Genomic DNA, 16296 nt, shown 5'->3' on the forward strand with positions numbered 1-16296 from the left:
GTGCTCCAGGGTCAGAAGCGTCCCACCGCGGCGCGGAGACTGAATCGAACCAGGGGGTGATCCCGCGTAAACCTGTGCCGTATCCCTCAGCAAACCTTCGTCGTAGCGTCGGCCACCACGGGCTTGTCCGGCGGAACGTGCCGGACAAGCCCGTGGCCTCAAGGGGGGTTCAGCGCTTCAGCGTGAACGTGAAGTCTCCGGAGAGCTTGCCGCTGAGCCGGACTGCCGAGACGAGTCTGCCCTCCGTGAGCAGTCTTTCGACCTCGGCCCGCGACAGGCCGCAGCCTTCGGCGATCAGCCGCACGGGCCTGACCGGGACCCGTGCCGCGAAGCGGACCGAGACGTCGAGCCCCTCGTGGTCCAGGTCAGCAAGGTGATCCCCGTGATCCGGTCCGCCGGTGTCGAGACACCAGGCATCGTCCCAGTCGAGGGCGATGCGATTGCGGCGCTGCACTACCGGATCCTGGAGCAACTCGGCCGCGAGGACTGGATCGTTGTCATGCAGCCGGTCGAGCAGCTCGGGTCGCACGGAGCGCACCTGCACCCGCTCCAGGACCGTGAGCTTTTCGGTTTCCCCGCAGGAGGTGCAGAGCACGAGGAGCCAGGCGTCGAGGAGCTTGTGGTGAGCGTTGACACGGAATCTGCGGCTTGGCCGGAAGCGCTCGGACGCGCACGCGTGGCAGCGGCGGCGAACGAGCGGTAGGCAGGTGGGAACGACCACCCAGCTTGTGAGCACAGAGGGACACCGGTTTCAGTGAGAAGTCCGCAGCAAAAAGGAGCGCGGCGCGGATGCGCGACGCGCGACAGATCAGCTCTCGGGAGGTCTCACACGGTGTACAACGGCACGTCCTTACCCAGACGACTTGGTTCGGCAGCACGGTAGTGGCGCCGACCGACACGACTCCACTGGTTTTCGCGCACCGCGCCGCCCACCCGTCACCCAACGCCCGCCTCACCGGCTCGCCTTGGGTCGACCGGCTTCAGTCGGGCCCACTCCGCGGTCCCAGAGACCAACCCTCCCCCGGCCTACGCCTCGATGCGTATGGCGCCGCGCGCGAGCTGTCGGTCACCCTGATGTCCTGCACGCCCTGAATGTCCGGGGCCTCATCAACGGGGAGTCCGTCATGCACCACCTCGTCCCTCGCCCGCTCCGCCGCGCCGCCCTCCCCCTAGCCGGCCTACTGCTGGCGGTCGGCCCCCTCACCGCCTGCCACAGCACCGACGACGACAACAACCCGCCATCGCCGACACAGGCCACCGCCAGTCCCTCTCCGACCTCCGACAAGCAGGCCGGCCCGACCGCCGCGCAGGGCACTGTTCCCGACCTGACCGGACACACCGTCGCCGACGCCCGTAATCAACTCGCGGATCTGAATTACGGCATGGCCTTCACGGACGACTCCACCATCGGCGACGACTCACTCACCGTGACCGCCCAGTCCCCGGCACCCGGGACCCGGGCGAAGGCCGGTACCACCGTCACCATCACCGTGCCCGACCACTGAGCCGGGAAGCCGATCGCACCGCACCGGTGCGCGAACCGCGATCCGATCTCGCGGCCGTCATGCCCGCCTGGACGCGTGAGCTCCGACAAAACAGCGGATCCCGCCCCCTAATGTTCACGGGGGCGGGATCCGCATCATGGAGCGCCGGGCAGGCCTTGCACCTGCATCTCCCCGCAGGAAGCGGGACGTCTTTCCTTGGACCACCAACGCAACGCCTGCCACCAGCAGTTGCCGGGGCGAGCAGTACGTGAAGTATACCGGTCCCGCCGCCTGCCATGCGCACGGGTGTTCCAGCTCGATCAACGTCAATCCGTTGGGTTGTCGTTTCGAGTCGCCTGCTCTAACGCGCCCCGTACAGGTGAGCCGCCGGCACGGCTCACCGCAGGGCGCCCCCGCGCAGGCGGACGAACGACGGGAGGACGGCGTCATGACGGCTCGGCCCTCCCCGGCCATCTCCCCCGGAGGGTCTCGCTCCGTACCGCGCCCCCTACGTGATCCTCGCCTGGCACCTGGCCCGACGCGGCTACGGCGTGTCCGCCGACCTCCTCGGCGACGACCGGCCCGAGCGCACGGGGGCCCTCTCCGCCGAGGCGCTGACCTGGCTCGGAAGCTGAATCCGCCGCCCTCGGGGGCGCCGCGCGAGCAGGGCGCCTTCGTCACGAGGGCGCAACAGAACAATCGGGGCGGCCTGAAAGTTCCCGACCGGGGCACTCGGCTTTCTGCGACACCGATGGGTGCCGCACTTCCGAAGGAAAGAGAAAGCCGTGTACATAGGACTGGGTACCGTCGTCCTCATCATCGTCATCGTCGCCGTCGTCATGATGCTGCGCCGCGGCTGACCTTCCGCACACGCACCACCGCACGGTCAGCCATGATCCGAAGGCGGCAAAAGGGGCGTGAGGGGCAGGCCCGGCGTGGACGAATCAGCGCTGGCGTGACCCCGGCGACGCTCGAGAGAAGAGAGGCCGCCCCCCAGGGCGGCCTCTCTCTTTACGTCACCGGTTCCCTCACAGGAAGCGCCACAGATGGTCCGCCGTTCCGTTGTCGTCGTACTGGACCACCTGGGCGCTGTTGGCCGTGGACATACGATCCACGCCCAGGACCTTGCCGCTGTTCTTGTTGCGGATGCGGTACCAGCCGTCGGTGTCGGCGACGAGGGACCACAGGTGGTCCGCGGTGCCGTTGTCCTCGAACTGGACGACGATCGCACTGTTGGCCGTGGACATGTGGTCGACCCCCAGGACCTTGCCGCTGTGGCCGTTTCGGATCAGGTACCAGCCGGCGCCCTTGTCGATGAGTTGCCAGGCATGATCACCGGTCCCGGTGTTGTCGAACTGGACGACGCGTGCGCTGTTGTCCGTCGACATCCCGTCGACCCCGAGGACCTTGCCGCTGTTCTTGTTCGCGATGCGTCGGAAGGGAGGTTCCGGGATCCAGGCGTGGCCGTCGGGTGTCGCCGTCGGGAAGGACGTGATGCGCAGGCGCGCCGCGCCCATGGGAATGAGGGTGACCGTCTCCGCCGGCGCGGTGCTGCGCGCGGGGCTCGGCTGGAGGGGGGCGATGACATGCTCGTCGTCCGCGATCCACTCCTGGATCTTCCGGGCCTGCGCCGAGAGGCGGACGGGTGTGGTGTCGGGGGTGAAGGGCTGGTCCGGGACCGAGACACCGGTTCGTGTGGGGGTCAGCGGGGTGTCCGGGAGGAGACCGTAGTTCCAGGGGGTGGTGGCGTGGACCTCGTAGGCGGGGAACGTCGCGTCCCCGGCATAGCGGTCGTAACGCTCGCCGATCTTCAACGAGTAGGTGAGCGGGCCCCGCTCCACGCTGACCGCGTCGTGCTGGCCGGGCCAGTGACGCAGGCGGGCCTGCTGGGGCAGTTGCAGACGGACGGTGTCGCCGTCGTGCCAGGTGCGTTCCACTCGCGCCCAGGCCGGACCGTCGGGGGCCGCGAGTGAGGTGCCGTTGACCTTGAGCTGGGGGCTGCGACACCAGCCGGGGATACGCAACTGGAGTGGGAAGCTGACGGGTCGGGGCGTCGAGAGGGTGAGGGTGACCGTGTCGTCGAAGGGGTAGCCGGTCTCCTCGGTGATGGTGACGGTCGTTCCGCCGGCGACCGTGGTCTTGACGCTGTTCGGGGCGTAGAGGGCTGCGGCCAGACCTCCGTCGGCGCTCGCGAGCCAGAGTTCCTCGGTGAAGTACGGCCAGCCCATGCCGTAGTTGTGGGGACAGCACCGGTACTGATCCACACCGGCCTGGAGGGACTGCATGGCGAAGTCGTTCTGGAACTGCCCCTGCGTCTTGGGGCGGTTGTCGAGGTCGATGCTGTTGCCGCTGGTGATGTAGTGCAGGGACTTGCCGTCCGGGTCGAGGGAGGCCGGCAGCATGTTGAAGGCCAGGTCCTCGCAGCGGTCCGCCCACAGGGGGTCGCCGGTGATTCGGGTCAGCAGTTCGTGGCTGGCCATGAACTCGACGATGCCGCACGTCTCGAAGCCCTGCCGGGGGTCGGCGAACCCGGGTCGGTAGTTCTCGTCCCCGGCCATGCCGCCGCCGGGGAACTGCCCGTAGGCGTTCATCACGGTGTCGTAGGCCCGATAGGTGGCGTTCGTGAGGTCGGCGGAGCCGGTGAGCTGGGCGTACTGGGCGGGCTCGCGGAAGCCCTGGGCGATGTTCACGTTGTGCCGGCTGGGCGTCCCGCCGGTCCAGTCGGCACCCTGGGTGTGCATCTTGGCGGCGAGGTCCAGCAGGAACGCGTCGCCGGTACGGCGGTAGAGCCACACGGCGATGTCGAGGCCGTCGCCCCAACGGTAGGAGACCCAGCTCGCGTTGAAGGCGCCGGGCCCCTGGGCGTTCATGAAGCGAAGGAATGCGGTGAGGAACGGGACGATCCGCTGGTCGCCGCTGTACTCCTCGTGCGTGCGCAGCGCTTGGAGCAGGGGCAGGAAGGGCCAGAAGTCGGGACCGCCGTTGAGCGAGGTGCGGAGCGCGCGCGGTCCGAAGAAGCCGTCGCTCTGCTGGGTGGCCAGGATCGCGTCCACCCACTCCCGCGACCTGGTCAGCGCGTGCGCGTCGCCCGTGGCGATCGCCAGCGGTATGTATCCGCGGAGCCAGTAGGGGAGTTCTTCCCAGGAGTCGTGCTCCGGGTGCACCCAGCCGGTGATCGAGAAGTCGAGGAAGTGGGAGAAGCTCTCGTATCTGCCGCACAAGCCGTCGAGTTGCAGCCGGAGTTGACCGGCGAGCCAGCCACGGGCGGTCACGCTGCCGGGCGGCAGCTTCCGGAACGCGTCAGGCTTGCGCGTCTCGGCGCGTGGCTGGGGGGACACGGTCGGGGCAGCGGCTGCGGTTCCCGCGAACGGGACACCGAGTGCCGAGGCCCCGAGAGTGAGGGAACCCATCGCGAGGAGGTGGCGTCTGCTCAGTGACATGCGGTGATCTGCCTTTCGCGAGGGGTCGACTGGCAGTGCGACAACGTTGTCCGTGTCACGGGACAACGTCGGATCATCCAGGTGCGTTCGTCCGGCGCCCACTTGGTGGGAGGGTGGCGCCGCGTTCTCTGCAACGTTGGAAATTCTGTCGCCGACATGCATGACAGCACGGTCGGGACGGCCTGTCCAGAGTTCCCGCACACCGCGGGACACGCCTTCCAAGTCCCGTGCCCTGCCCCGCCGTTCCCTGCTCGACGGCTCAGATGGCGACGGCCTCGGGGTGATCGGAGACGTAGTCCTGGACCACGGCGAGGAAGCTGGGGTCGGGCTTCAGGCCAAGCGTGGCGGCGCGCCGGCTGTCGACGACGGACGGCCATGACCCCACGATGGCCGCGACGGCCGGGTCGGGCGTGACGGTCACCAGGTCGACGGCGGCGGCACCGCCCACCTTCCTCAGCGTGTCGAGCATGTCGGCCACGGAGACGGTGAGCGCGGGAAGGTTGACCGGCAGACGGCCCGTCAACTGACCTGGCCCGAGGCCGTGTTCGGCCTCCGCGACGCGGAGGATGCCTTCGATGGTGCGCCGCGGCGACGCCAGCGCGACGTGCGTAGCGGGATCCACGGGGCAGATGGCGGGCAGCTTCGCGAGTGGCTCGCGGATGATGCCGGACAGGAACCCGGATGCTGCCGCGTTCGGGCGTCCGGGCCTCACCACGACGGTCATCAGCCGGGCGACGCGTCCGTCGACGAAGCCGCGGCGGGTGAAGTCGCCGAGCAGCTGTTCGCAGACGAGCTTCTGGGTGCCGTAACTCGACTGCGGCAGCGGCACGGTCGACTCGCTCACCGCGGGTGGCACGGGCAGCGCGGAGTCCGGGCCGTACACGGCGAGGCTGCTGGCGAACAGCACCCGAGGGAGGGGGCCGCCGGTCGACGACTGGACGCGGGCCGCCTCCAGCAGAGCACGGGTGGTGTCGACGTTCGCGCTCATCCCGAGGTCGAAGTCGGCCTCGCACTCGGCCGAGACGGCGGCGGCCAGGTGGAAGACCACGTCGACCGGCGCCGTGAAGATCTCACCGAGGCTGTCGGTCAACTCCCCGCGCACGACGTCCACGAGCGGGTCGTGCGTCGACGGGAAACCGGAATCGACGAAGCGGTCGACGAGCACCAACCGGGTGATCGGCGCACCGCCGAACGTCCGCGTCCGCAACAGGCTCCCGACGAGCAGCCGACCGAGGAACCCGTACGCCCCCGTGACAACGATCCTCATACGACGCCCCCTCGTCCCCCACGCCGGCCGCCCGGGGCCCTGGTCCACGTCCGGATCGGCGTCCGGGTCCACGTCCGTGCCCTCGGACACCCAGCAGCATGCTCGTCCTGGGGCGAATCCACCACACCGCCTCGGTGCCGCGCACCGGGAAGAAGCCGGTCACCGGTTTGGTCATCAGGTCGGTCGTTTGCCCGCTGGATCATGACCGCCTCTGAAACCCTGGCAGGTCTAGGCTCGGCACATGACCTTGGAATGGGAGCAGCTCGTTGTCGACTCGGTGGATCCTGCGGCGTTGGGGCAGTGGTGGGCTGACGCTCTCGGTTGGGTTGTGGTCGACTCGTCCCCTGAGGAGTTCGAGATCCGCCCGGAGCCACATCGCCTGCCGGGACTGCTCTTCGGCCGCGACCCCGGGAACAAGACGGTGAAGAACAGACTGCACCTCGACTTCAGGCCGGACGACCAGGACGCCGAGGTGGCCCGACTCCTGGCCCACGGCGCACGCCACGTCGACATCGGCCAGGGCGAGCAGCCGTGGGTCGTCCTGGCGGACCCGGAAGGCAACGAGTTCTGCGTCCTCGGCCCCCGACGTCAGTAGGCGAGGGTCGGGTCCGGCGAGTATGCGTGACGCGGGACGCGTCTCCCACGGCACGCTACGAACGCCGGACCACGACTCGCCTCGGTCGGCATCGACAGCGGAGTTGGCCTGGAAAATGGTTGTTCGATTGTCTGAGTGCGGTGATAGACAGTCGGCGTGGCCATGACCCTGGAGTTTCCTGTTCTGTTGCGGACGATCGACGAACGGGCGGCCGCGTTCCGGGCCGTTGTCGCCTCCGCGCCCAGCCTCGCTGCGCAGGTGCCGACCTGTCCCGAGTGGACGTTGTTGGACCTGGTGCGGCACCTGGGCGAGGTGCACCGCCGCTGGGCCGCCACGGTCACCGCAGGTCCTGCCGACGCCCGCCCGGCTCCGACCGAGGGGGCCGCTGCCGTGCCGCAGGAACGCGAGGCCCTGCTGGCCTGGTCGGCGGAGTCCACTGAGCAACTCCTGGGCGCTCTAAGGGATTCCGGACCGGACCGGGACTGTTGGACTTGGTGGGGTGGGTCGCAGTCCCCGCAGACCTGCGGCGCAGTCGCCCGGCACCAGGTCCAAGAGGCGGCCGTCCACACCTACGACGCCCAGCTCACGGTGGGGAGCCCCGAGCCCCTGCCGGAGCAGGCGGCTCTCGACGGTGTCGACGAGTTCCTGTCCACCTGCTGCTCCGGGCCTGACGCCTGGCCGCACAAGCCCTGCGCCGTCGACTACCGGGCCACCGAGGGCCGGTCCTGGCGCCTCACCCTCACCGCCCACGGCACATCGGCCACTCCGCTCCCCGCACCCGGCAAGACCCCGACCGAGGCCGACGCGACCCTCCGGGGCACCGCCAGTGACCTGGTTCTGGCCCTGTACGCCCGCATCCCGGTGAACTCCCTGGAGGTCGAGGGCGACGGCCACCTCTTCGACCTGCTCCTGGCCTGGGACCCGGACGAGTAGAGCAGTCGATGTCCGTGCCGAACGAGGCCCAGGTCGGTGGCGGATCGCGTCGTGGTCGGGAAAGCTCGGACCCATGGTTTCAGTGGTTCAGAACGTTGCGATCGACTGTGCTGACGCTTACGAGCTCGCTCGGTTCTGGAGTCGGGTGACGGGGCGGCCGTTGCATCCGGAGGACGGGCCGGGCGCACGCGAGACTCAGGTGATGTTGGAGCAGGGCCCGGTGCTCTATTTCCATCAGGTCCCCGAACCCAAGACGATCAAGAACCGGGTCCATCTGTGTCTGCGCCCCGAGAGTTCGCGCGATGAGGAGGTGGAGCGGCTGCTGGGACTCGGTGCCACCCTCGTCGGCGATCACCGGAATCCCGATGGTTCGGGCTGGGCGATCCTCGCCGATCCCGAAGGCAACGAATTCTGCGTGCTGCGCAGCGAGTCCGAGCGGTCCGGCACCGATTCCTGACGCACCCACGCGGGGCGGAGCCGGGAGCGTCCACCGCCCCTGCTCCGCCCACGCCCCTGGGTCAGCCCCTCACCCGCCGGCCACCCGCTCCGCATCATCCGTCGAAGTGCCCCTGCGGAGCCAGCGGTAGCCGTAGGGCGGGAGTTCTACGCGGAGTACGCCGTCGTCGGGGATGGTGAGAGCTGTGTGGTGGTCGTCCAGGAGGTCGGTGAACCTGGTGCCGGGGGTGGAGTCGGGGAGGTGGAGACGGGCGGTGACGGCGTGGCCGGCGAAGTTGTGGAGGGCCAGGACGCTGCCGTCGGTGGTGTGGCTGAGGTGGGCCAGGACGGCTCGCTCTCCCGTGTCGAGGAGGCGGTACTCGCCCCAGGCCAGTTCGGGTGCCTCCCGGTAGCGCTCCACGAACAGCCGGATCCGGCTCAGTAGCGAGCCCGGGTCGCGGCTCTGGTCGTAGACGTTGACCTTCTGGGGGGTGAACGCGCCGTCCGCCAGCGGGTTGGGGAACTTCCGGGGGTCGGCGGTCGAGAATCCCGCGCCCTTCTCGGGGGTCCACTGCATGGGGGTGCGTACGGCCTGGCGGCCCTCGGCGGAGAGGTTCTCCCCCATGCCGATCTCCTCGCCGTAGAAGAGGACGGGGGTGCCGGGGAGGGTGAAGAGCAGGCTGTAGGCGAGTTCGACGCGGCGCCGGTCGCCGTCGACCATGGGAGGCAGCCTGCGCCGCAGACCCCGGTCGTAGAGCTGCATGTCCTTGTCCGGGCCGAAGGTCTCGAAGACCTCGGCGCGTTCGGCATCCGTCAGCTTGTCCAGCGTGAGTTCGTCGTGGTTGCGCACGAACGTGGCCCAGTGGGCGTCCCGCGGCGCGGCGGGGCGTTCCCGCAGGGAGCCGGCCAGCGGCCCCGCGTCCTCGCGCGCCATCGACAGGTACATCTGCTGCATCCCGACGAAGTCGAAACACATGGTGAGTTCGTCACCGCGGTCCGCGTCGGGGTCGCCGAAGAAGCGTGCGAGGTCGCCGTACGGGAGGTTCACCTCACCCAGCAGGACCGACTCACCGTTGCGGCGGCCGAGGAAGGCGCGGAGGTCCGCGAGATAGGCGTGCGGGTCCGGCAGCGCGCCGGCGTCGTCCTGCCCGTCCGTCTCCAGCAGGAACGGCACCGCGTCGACCCGGAACCCCGACAGCCCGAGCTGTGTCCAGAAGCCCATGACCCGGGCTATCTCGTCCCGCACGGCGGGGTTGGCGACGTTCAGGTCGGGCTGCTGCTTGTAGAAGCGGTGCAGGTAGTACTGGCCGCTGCCCTCGTCGTACTCCCAGAGGCTGTCCTCGGCGTCGGGGAAGACCACGCCCTCGGGGCCGTCCTCGGGCGGCTCGTCCTGCCAGACGTACCAGTCGCGGTGGGCGGAGTCCCGACTCGACCTGGCGTCCTTGAACCAGGGGTGGTCCTCGGAGGTGTGGTTGACGACGAGGTCGGCGATCACACGGATGCCACGGTCCTTGGCGGTACGGACGAACTCGGTGAAGTCGCCGAGCGTGCCGAGGCGGGGATCGACGCCGTAGAAGTCCGTGATGTCGTATCCGTCGTCGCGTTCACGCGTCGGATAGAAGGGCATGAGCCACAAGCAGGTCACACCGAGCCGTACGAGATGGTCGATGCGCTGGGTGAGTCCGGCGAAGTCGCCGATGCCGTCGCCGTTGCCGTCCTGGTAGGTCTCGACGTCCAGGCAGTACACCACGGCGTTCTTCCACCACAGGTCGGACGTGCGGGTCAGACGCATCGGTACTCCTTCGCGGTGGCGGGGAAGGGGCGGGTGACATCGAGCTGGGGCAGGACCTCGGCCCCGAACGTGTCGATGAACGGGCCCTGTTCGCGGCCCACGTGGTGCAGCATCACGGTGTCGAAGCCGAGGTCGGCGTACTCCTGGAGCCAGGCGGTGTGCTGCCCGAGGTCGGAGGAGACGTTGACCGTGCGCGCGACCTGCTCGGGCGTGACGTGTTCGCTGACGATGTCGAAGAGTTCGGCGGAGTCGAGGTCCCAACTGGCCGGGGGCGCGTGGACGTTGGTCCGCCACTGGTCGTGGGCCAGGGCCAGCGCCTCGTCCTCGTCGGGTGCCCAGCTCAGGTGCACCTGGAGGTGCAGGGGTCCGCGGCCTCCCGCGTCCCGGTAGGCGTCGGCGATCTCGCGCAGCCGCTCGCGCGGGGCGTTGACGGTGATGAGGCCGTCCGCCCAGTCGGCGCACCAGGCCGCGGTGGCCGTGCTGCACGCGGCCCCGATGAGCGGTGGCACGGCGGGCGGCAGGGTCCACAGCCGGGCCCGGTCCACGGTCACCAGACCGTTGTGGCTTACCTCCTCCCCGTTCAGCAGCGCGCGGATGACGTCGACGCACTCCCGCAGGCGCGCGTTGCGCAGGTCCTTGCGGGGCCACCGTGCACCGGTGATGTGTTCGTTGGAGGCCTCACCGCTGCCGAGGGCCACCCAGAACCTGCCCGGGTACATGGACGCGAGACTGGCGACCGCCTGGGCGATGATCGCGGGATGGTAGCGCTGGCCCGGTGCGTTGACGACGCCGAACGGTATCTGGTCGGTGGCCTGGAGAGCGGCGCCGAGCCACGACCAGGCGAATCCGGACTCGCCCTGACGCACGCTCCACGGCGAGAAGTGGTCCGAGCACATGGCGGCGGTGAACCCGGCCTGCTCCGCTCGCACCACGGCGTCGAGGAGATCCGCGGGCGGGATCTGTTCGTGCGAGGCGTGCAATCCGTAGACAGTCATGGTGCGGCGAGTACCCACGTGAGGGGACCTCAGTGAGGTCCGGACGGGGGGAACTTCACGGACGCGCGGTGTTCAGGGGCCCGTCACACCGTGCTGTTGCCGCGTTCGGCATGGTGGGGCGGCCTGTGGAGCGGCAGGGCGAGCTGTCCGCCCGCGCGAGAAAGAGGCCCGCGCGATCGCGGTCGTACCGACGCGGCACCGCCTCCGGCGTCCCGGCGACGGCGATGCCGCGCTGCCGTCCCCTCCATCCCGTCCGCCCCTTCCGTCCTGCCCGTCATGAACGGTCACCGTGTTCACGGTGATGATCGTGTCCCGCCCGACTTCACCGCGCCGGACACCACCCGGGCGAGGGACGGTCTTTCCCCCGGTGGAGCGGATCTTCCGTACAGCCGGGTGATCACCCGCACCCCGGAAGCGGATACGGCTGTTGATCATGGCGTGAGTACCGCGAGCATTCTTCCGATACTGACCGATCCGAACACCGCCGTCGGCGACACCGACCGTGCGAAGGAGCCGGGCGCCGGTGCGCCCGGCGACATAATCATCCGTTCCTGCACCACCATCGACCAGGCCCTGCGCATCGAGCTGCAGGGCGAGATCGACCACTACAGCACCGGGCCGCTCCGGGCGCTGCTCGCCTCGGCCGCCGCCCTGGGCTATGTCCACCTCAGCGTCGACACGCGGCACGTCGTGTTCGCCGACTCTGCGCTCCTGAACGCCCTCGACTGCTGGAGCCGCCGTCAGCGGCGCCTTCGGTTCGGTCCCCGCTCCTCCGTCGTCCAGCGTCTCCTGGACGCCGCACACCCCGTCCGCCGAGCGGCACCCAGGGGGGTGCAGGTGTGACGTCCACCCGCACGGGCGTGATCGCACGCGCGCCGCGGTGCCCCGGCCGGTACCGGCCGCCCGGCCCTGACGGATTCGTCGCGCGGCGCCTTCGGCAGCACGTACGTCACCTCTCTCGTCGCTGACCCGGCGACAGCGCACCGCCGGTGGGCGGGCTGGTGTCCCTCCGCCGTTCGACCCGTGCTGGGGCCGCGGGGGCGACGCCTGGTGTCAGGTGTCGCCCCCCGCGGCTCCCGCGTGTCGGCTGCGGTCAGATCGTCGGCACCGCGTCGGCGCGGGTCTCCGCCGGCTCGGTGGAGGGGAGGCCCGTCGCGGGCGGCTCGCTCGCCAGGGTGAACGTGATGCGAGTGCCGTCGGTGTACTCGGGGTCGACGAAGATGGTCCCCCCGTGGAACTCGACGATCTTCTTGCACATCGCGAGTCCGATGCCGCTTCCCTGGTAGGTGTCCTTGGTGTGCAGCCGCTGGAAGATCACGAACACCTGCTCGGCGTACTCGGGGTCGATGCCGATGCCGTTGTCGGTGACGGCGAACTTCCAGAGACCTCCGTCCTGTTCGGCGGAGACGTGGATCGCCGGTGACTCGCCGGCACGGCGGAACTTCACCGCGTTGCCGATCAGGTTCTGCCACAGCATGCTCATCTGCGTGGGGTCGGCGACCAGGGTCGGCAGCTCGTCCCCGGTGATCACCGCGCCCGCCTCCTCGATGCTCACGCTCAGGGCGGAGAGGGTCCGCTTCATCACGGCGTTGAGGTCGACACTCTGGTGGGCGTGGTGGACCCGGCCGACGCGGGAGAAGTCGAGCAGGTCGTTGATGAGGGTCTGCATGCGGTTCGCGCCGTCGACCGCGAAGTCGATGTACTGGTCGGCCCGGTCGTCGAGCTGTCCGCCGTAGCGCCGCTGAAGCAGCTGGGTGAAGCTGGAGACCTTGCGCAGGGGTTCCTGGAGATCGTGCGAGGCGACGTAGGCGAACTGCTCCAGCTCCGCGTTGGAGCGCTTGAGGTCGGCGGACTGCGCGTCGAGGCGCAGTCGGGACTCCTCGCTGAAGTCCAGTTCCCGTACGAGCCGTCGGCGCATGAACTCGATCTCGCCGCCCAGCCTCCGCAGGTCGGCGGGGCCGGTCGGGGTGATCGGGTGGCCGAAGTCGCCGTCGGCGATGGTGCGGGCGTCGGAGCCGAGCTGTTCGAGCGGTGCGGTGATGCCGCGGCGCAGCGCCTCGAAGACGATGACCGCGAGCACGACGATGAGGGCCGCGATGGTGGCGAACACCCAGTTCCGCAGGCGCATCGTGGAGGCCAGGTCGTCCCTCGCGCGGGTCTGGTCGTCGCGGAGTCTGTCCTGTTGGGCGGTCATGGCCAACCTCAGCCTGTCGAAGTCCTTCTTGCCCGCGCCGGCTCGCTCGCCGGCTTCCGGTGACGGGGATCCGGGCGGCGAGGCGGCGACGGGCCGGGCGATCTTCTCCTGCCACGTCCTGATGTCGTCCCGCACGGTTTTCAGGTCGCGCAGGCCGGCGGGGTCGCCCCGGAGGAGTTCCGCGAGCCGTGCGGTGTTGGTCTTCTGGTCGGCGAGTCCCTGGCGGTAGGGGTCGAGGAAGTCCGGAGTGCCCGTGATGCCGTAGCCGCGGATACCCGTCTCCTGGTTGAGGAGAGCCGATTCCAGGCGGATCGAGCTGGTCAGCGCGGGCGATTTCACGTCCACGAGGTCGTCGCTGATCGTCGCGGTCCGCCCGAGGACCCAGGCTCCCGTCGCCCCGAGGAGGCCGAGGACGGTCAACGACACCGCCACCCCGACACGGAGCCAGCGCCGGGTCGTCCACTTGGACTGCCCCCGCGTGTGCGGCAGCCTCTCGTCGCCGGTCATCCTCTTGACTCCTCCGTTGTGACGGCCGCCCTGAAAGCGGCGCAGCGCACACTCTAGGGGGCAGTCGACAACGGTTGTTGTCGCGGGGGCGGTCCGGGGCCTAATGTGCCGGGTATGCCTGGCAAGAACTTCGTTGTGCCGATCACCCCGCAGGAGACAGCCGCAGTCGCGGACGCCGCGGTCGACGAACTTGCGCGGCGCATCGCCCACCAGCTCATGGAAGACCCACCGCCTCCGCCGACAGCGGACGATCCCACGCGCGCACTGACCCGGCTGCACGTGCTGACGCATCTCCAGCGGGCCGCCGAACGCCTCCAGCGTGAAGCGGCCGTGGACGCGGCCCGTGCGGGCGCGGGCTACCCGCAGATCGGCGAGGCGTCCGACATGACACGCCAAGGCGCCCGGCGTCGCTGGCCCGGGCTCTTCCACCACTCCAACGAAGCACCCACGGAGCACCCGATGATGACCTCCCCCACTCGCCCCTTCGACGTGCTGCTCGTCGAAGACGACGTCGCCGACGCCATGCTCATCGAGGAGGCCCTCTCCGAGCGCGGCGCCCGCAACCTGGTCCAGGTCACCGACGGTGTCGCCGCGCTGGAGCACCTGCGTGACCCGGCCAGCGTGCGCCCCGACCTCATCGTGCTCGACCTCAACATGCCCCGGATGAACGGCCGCGAGCTGCTCCAGGTCCTGAAGACGGACGAGGATCTGCAGACGATTCCGGTGGTCGTCCTCACCACGTCCTCCGCGCCGGACGACGTCACCGGCGCCTACAACAGCCACGCCAACGCGTACGTGACGAAGCCCGTCAACCTGGTGGAGTTCGAACAGGCTGTGCAGAGCATCGACGCCTTCTACCTGGAGACGGCGACCCGGCTGCCGCGTGGCGAGAGCTGACAGGCGAGGCGAGGGTGACTCCGGTCCGCGGCGTCGGACGGTACCGGGGTCACCCTTCGTTCGAATTTTCTGGTGTGGAAGGCTCAAGCCTGGGTACGCGCCTTCTTGCGTCGGACTCGAGCAGCCGACGGCACGGGGGCTTGCACTGCAGGGAGGGGATCTGACATGACGGTGACCGCAGCGACGGAAGCACGAACGGCAACGCTTCCGGAGGTGACCGACCCGTCTCGGGTCACTCCGAAGGACGCCCGCGAGCTGTCGAGGCTGTTCTTCGACCAACTCGCCGTCCTGGAAGAGGGCACGCCCGAGTACCAGTACGCCCGTAACACCCTGATCGAGATGAACGTCACCCTCGTCCGTTTCGCGGCCGCGCGATTCCGCAGCCGCAGCCACGACGAGATGGAGGACATCGTCCAGGTCGGCACGATAGGCCTCATCAAGGCCATCGACCGGTTCGAGCTGACCCGCGAGGTGGAGTTCACCTCGTTCGCCGTGCCGTACATCGTCGGTGAGATCAAGCGCTTCTTCCGTGACACCAGCTGGGCCGTGCACGTCCCGCGGCGCCTGCAGGAGGCGCGGATCCAGTTGGCGAAGGCCACCGAGGAGCTCCGCAGCCGGCTCGGCCGTACCCCCACGGTCAAGGAGCTGTCCCAGCTGATGTGCCTGAGCGAGGAGGAGGTCAACGAGGCGCGTCTCGCCTCCAACGGCTACACGTCGTCCTCCCTCGACGCCACCATCAGCTCCAGCAACGACGGTGAGGCCGCTCTCGCGGACTTCATCGGCGCGGACGACAACGCCCTGGAACTGGTCGAGGACTTCAACGCGCTGGCCCCCATGATCGCCGGGCTGGACGACCGCGAGCGCCGCATCATCCACATGCGGTTCGTCGACGAACTCACCCAGGCCCAGATCGGCGAGCACCTCGGCGTCTCCCAGATGCACGTGTCCCGCCTCCTCAACCGCACCCTGGCCAAGCTCCGTGAGGGCATGCTCAGCACCACCTGATCACGACGCGCGTCCGGCGCGTACGGAAGGAGAGGCGTCCACCCTCACGGGGTGGGCGCCTTCGCCGTTCCTTGCACGGGAGGCCGGCGGGACGCGAACGCCCGTGGCCGACGATGCGCGTCGCACCCTTGGGGCGTCGGCGCGGTGGTGGGCCAGGTAACGTGCCGGAGCGAGCGTACGCGGCGCCTGCGGGGGTAGTCGCCGGGAGACGGAAGCGGGCACAGATGGACGAATCATCCGGCACGGCCGGCGGTGGAAGGGCGTGTGCGGGCCCTCCTCTGGAAACCTCACTCGAACTGGACGGCGACGGTTCCCGTATCGCCCAGGCCCGCCATTTCGCCGCGGCCTTCCTGTCGAAAGTGAAGGACCCTCAGGGCGTCCCGGTCGTCACGGCCGTGGTGGAGGTCGTCCAGCTGATCGTCAGCGAACTGGTCACCAACGCCCGCAAGCACGCGCCGGGACCGGCACGACTGCGTCTGCGGGTGGTGGGCGCGGTGCTGCGGGTCGAACTCTGGGACAGCAATCCCGTGCTGCCCTCCGCCGAGGCGGCGGACCCCGCGCGCATCGGCCGGCACGGCCTCGAGATCGTCACAGCCCTCGCGCAGGCCCTCACCATCGAACAGACGGCCGTCGGCAAACGCATCACCGCCGACATCCCGCTGGGTGCGGCTCCCGCGCCGAGCGCCCTCTGACCGAGCTCACGCCCCGGTGCCGCCGGCGCCGGCGGGACGGTCAGGACGAGACAGCGAGGA

Annotated in this window: 15 protein-coding genes; 9 read left to right on the forward strand and 6 right to left on the reverse strand. The window is 69.5% G+C overall.

What is annotated here, in order from left to right; genetic code table 11:
- Nucleotides 1-169: 169 nt before the first annotated feature.
- Nucleotides 170-736, reverse strand: coding sequence for a DUF1062 domain-containing protein (locus tag AB0C62_RS16040; RefSeq protein WP_362973480.1), 567 nt, complete (start codon nt 734-736; stop codon nt 170-172).
- Between the two features lie 388 nt (nt 737-1124).
- Here AB0C62_RS16040 and AB0C62_RS16045 point away from each other — a divergent pair, with 388 nt between their 5' ends.
- Nucleotides 1125-1505, forward strand: coding sequence for a PASTA domain-containing protein (locus tag AB0C62_RS16045; RefSeq protein ID WP_362973482.1), 381 nt, complete (start codon nt 1125-1127; stop codon nt 1503-1505).
- A gap of 491 nt (nt 1506-1996) precedes the next feature.
- Nucleotides 1997-2119 (forward strand): hypothetical protein, encoded by a 123-nt coding sequence (locus tag AB0C62_RS16050; RefSeq protein ID WP_362973484.1) that lies wholly within the window; start codon nt 1997-1999, stop codon nt 2117-2119.
- A 393-nt stretch (nt 2120-2512) separates the two neighbouring features.
- Here AB0C62_RS16050 and AB0C62_RS16055 read toward each other — a convergent pair whose 3' ends face one another.
- Nucleotides 2513-4924 (reverse strand): RICIN domain-containing protein, encoded by a 2412-nt coding sequence (locus AB0C62_RS16055; RefSeq protein ID WP_362973486.1) that lies wholly within the window; start codon nt 4922-4924, stop codon nt 2513-2515.
- Between the two features lie 259 nt (nt 4925-5183).
- Nucleotides 5184-6191 (reverse strand): D-erythronate dehydrogenase, encoded by a 1008-nt coding sequence (denD, locus tag AB0C62_RS16060; RefSeq protein WP_362973488.1) that lies wholly within the window; start codon nt 6189-6191, stop codon nt 5184-5186.
- A 241-nt stretch (nt 6192-6432) separates the two neighbouring features.
- On the opposite strand from denD, the gene AB0C62_RS16065 reads away from it, so the two are divergent.
- From AB0C62_RS16065 to AB0C62_RS16075, 3 genes are all read left to right on the forward strand, one after another.
- Nucleotides 6433-6786: a VOC family protein gene (locus AB0C62_RS16065; protein ID WP_362973490.1), complete on the forward strand. Its 354-nt coding sequence runs from the start codon at nt 6433-6435 to the stop codon at nt 6784-6786.
- Nucleotides 6787-6948: 162 nt separating this feature from the next.
- On the forward strand, nt 6949-7719 hold the full coding sequence (locus AB0C62_RS16070) for a maleylpyruvate isomerase family mycothiol-dependent enzyme (protein WP_362973573.1): 771 nt from the start codon (nt 6949-6951) through the stop codon (nt 7717-7719).
- A gap of 73 nt (nt 7720-7792) precedes the next feature.
- Nucleotides 7793-8176, forward strand: coding sequence for a VOC family protein (locus AB0C62_RS16075; RefSeq protein ID WP_362973492.1), 384 nt, complete (start codon nt 7793-7795; stop codon nt 8174-8176).
- A gap of 69 nt (nt 8177-8245) precedes the next feature.
- On the opposite strand, the gene AB0C62_RS16080 is transcribed toward AB0C62_RS16075, so the two are convergent.
- Both AB0C62_RS16080 and AB0C62_RS16085 read right to left on the reverse strand, forming a co-directional pair.
- Nucleotides 8246-9946 (reverse strand): alpha-amylase family protein, encoded by a 1701-nt coding sequence (locus tag AB0C62_RS16080; protein ID WP_362973494.1) that lies wholly within the window; start codon nt 9944-9946, stop codon nt 8246-8248.
- Entirely contained in the window at nt 9937-10941 is a 1005-nt protein-coding gene (locus AB0C62_RS16085) for a TIGR03885 family FMN-dependent LLM class oxidoreductase (protein ID WP_362973496.1), read from the reverse strand. The genes AB0C62_RS16080 and AB0C62_RS16085 overlap by 10 nt, the downstream gene beginning before the upstream one ends.
- A gap of 438 nt (nt 10942-11379) precedes the next feature.
- On the opposite strand from AB0C62_RS16085, the gene AB0C62_RS16090 reads away from it, so the two are divergent.
- The gene (locus tag AB0C62_RS16090) at nt 11380-11784 is read left to right on the forward strand and encodes an STAS domain-containing protein (protein ID WP_362973498.1); all 405 of its coding nucleotides are present in this window, start codon (nt 11380-11382) and stop codon (nt 11782-11784) included.
- 250 nt (nt 11785-12034) lie between these two features.
- Here AB0C62_RS16090 and AB0C62_RS16095 read toward each other — a convergent pair whose 3' ends face one another.
- Nucleotides 12035-13642 carry an ATP-binding protein gene (locus AB0C62_RS16095; RefSeq protein WP_362973500.1) on the reverse strand — a complete coding sequence of 536 codons (1608 nt, stop codon included), beginning with the start codon at nt 13640-13642 and terminating at the stop codon, nt 12035-12037.
- 114 nt (nt 13643-13756) lie between these two features.
- Here AB0C62_RS16095 and AB0C62_RS16100 point away from each other — a divergent pair, with 114 nt between their 5' ends.
- The 3 genes from AB0C62_RS16100 (at nt 13757) to AB0C62_RS16110 (ending at nt 16236) form a co-directional block, all read left to right on the forward strand.
- Entirely contained in the window at nt 13757-14539 is a 783-nt protein-coding gene (locus AB0C62_RS16100) for a response regulator (protein WP_362973502.1), read from the forward strand.
- Between the two features lie 165 nt (nt 14540-14704).
- On the forward strand, nt 14705-15544 hold the full coding sequence (locus AB0C62_RS16105; protein WP_362973504.1) for an RNA polymerase sigma factor SigF: 840 nt from the start codon (nt 14705-14707) through the stop codon (nt 15542-15544).
- 224 nt (nt 15545-15768) lie between these two features.
- Complete coding sequence (locus AB0C62_RS16110) at nt 15769-16236, forward strand: ATP-binding protein (protein WP_362973506.1); 468 nt, start codon at nt 15769-15771, stop codon at nt 16234-16236.
- The last annotated feature ends 60 nt before the right edge of the window (nt 16237-16296 follow it).

The organism is Streptomyces sp. NPDC048643, assembly GCF_040650615.1.
GTDB lineage: Bacteria > Actinomycetota > Actinomycetes > Streptomycetales > Streptomycetaceae > Streptomyces.

Coding starts and splice junctions, on each gene's coding strand:
- AB0C62_RS16080 (WP_362973494.1), bottom strand. CDS start 9,946: ATGCGTCTGACCCGCACGTCCGACCTGTGGTGGAAGAACGCCGTGGTG.
- AB0C62_RS16110 (WP_362973506.1), top strand. CDS start 15,769: ATGGACGAATCATCCGGCACGGCCGGCGGTGGAAGGGCGTGTGCGGGC.
- AB0C62_RS16070 (WP_362973573.1), top strand. CDS start 6,949: ATGACCCTGGAGTTTCCTGTTCTGTTGCGGACGATCGACGAACGGGCG.
- AB0C62_RS16045 (WP_362973482.1), top strand. CDS start 1,125: ATGCACCACCTCGTCCCTCGCCCGCTCCGCCGCGCCGCCCTCCCCCTA.
- AB0C62_RS16085 (WP_362973496.1), bottom strand. CDS start 10,941: ATGACTGTCTACGGATTGCACGCCTCGCACGAACAGATCCCGCCCGCG.
- denD (WP_362973488.1), bottom strand. CDS start 6,191: ATGAGGATCGTTGTCACGGGGGCGTACGGGTTCCTCGGTCGGCTGCTC.
- AB0C62_RS16065 (WP_362973490.1), top strand. CDS start 6,433: ATGACCTTGGAATGGGAGCAGCTCGTTGTCGACTCGGTGGATCCTGCG.
- AB0C62_RS16105 (WP_362973504.1), top strand. CDS start 14,705: ATGACGGTGACCGCAGCGACGGAAGCACGAACGGCAACGCTTCCGGAG.
- AB0C62_RS16100 (WP_362973502.1), top strand. CDS start 13,757: ATGCCTGGCAAGAACTTCGTTGTGCCGATCACCCCGCAGGAGACAGCC.
- AB0C62_RS16075 (WP_362973492.1), top strand. CDS start 7,793: ATGGTTTCAGTGGTTCAGAACGTTGCGATCGACTGTGCTGACGCTTAC.
- AB0C62_RS16055 (WP_362973486.1), bottom strand. CDS start 4,924: ATGTCACTGAGCAGACGCCACCTCCTCGCGATGGGTTCCCTCACTCTC.
- AB0C62_RS16095 (WP_362973500.1), bottom strand. CDS start 13,642: ATGACCGGCGACGAGAGGCTGCCGCACACGCGGGGGCAGTCCAAGTGG.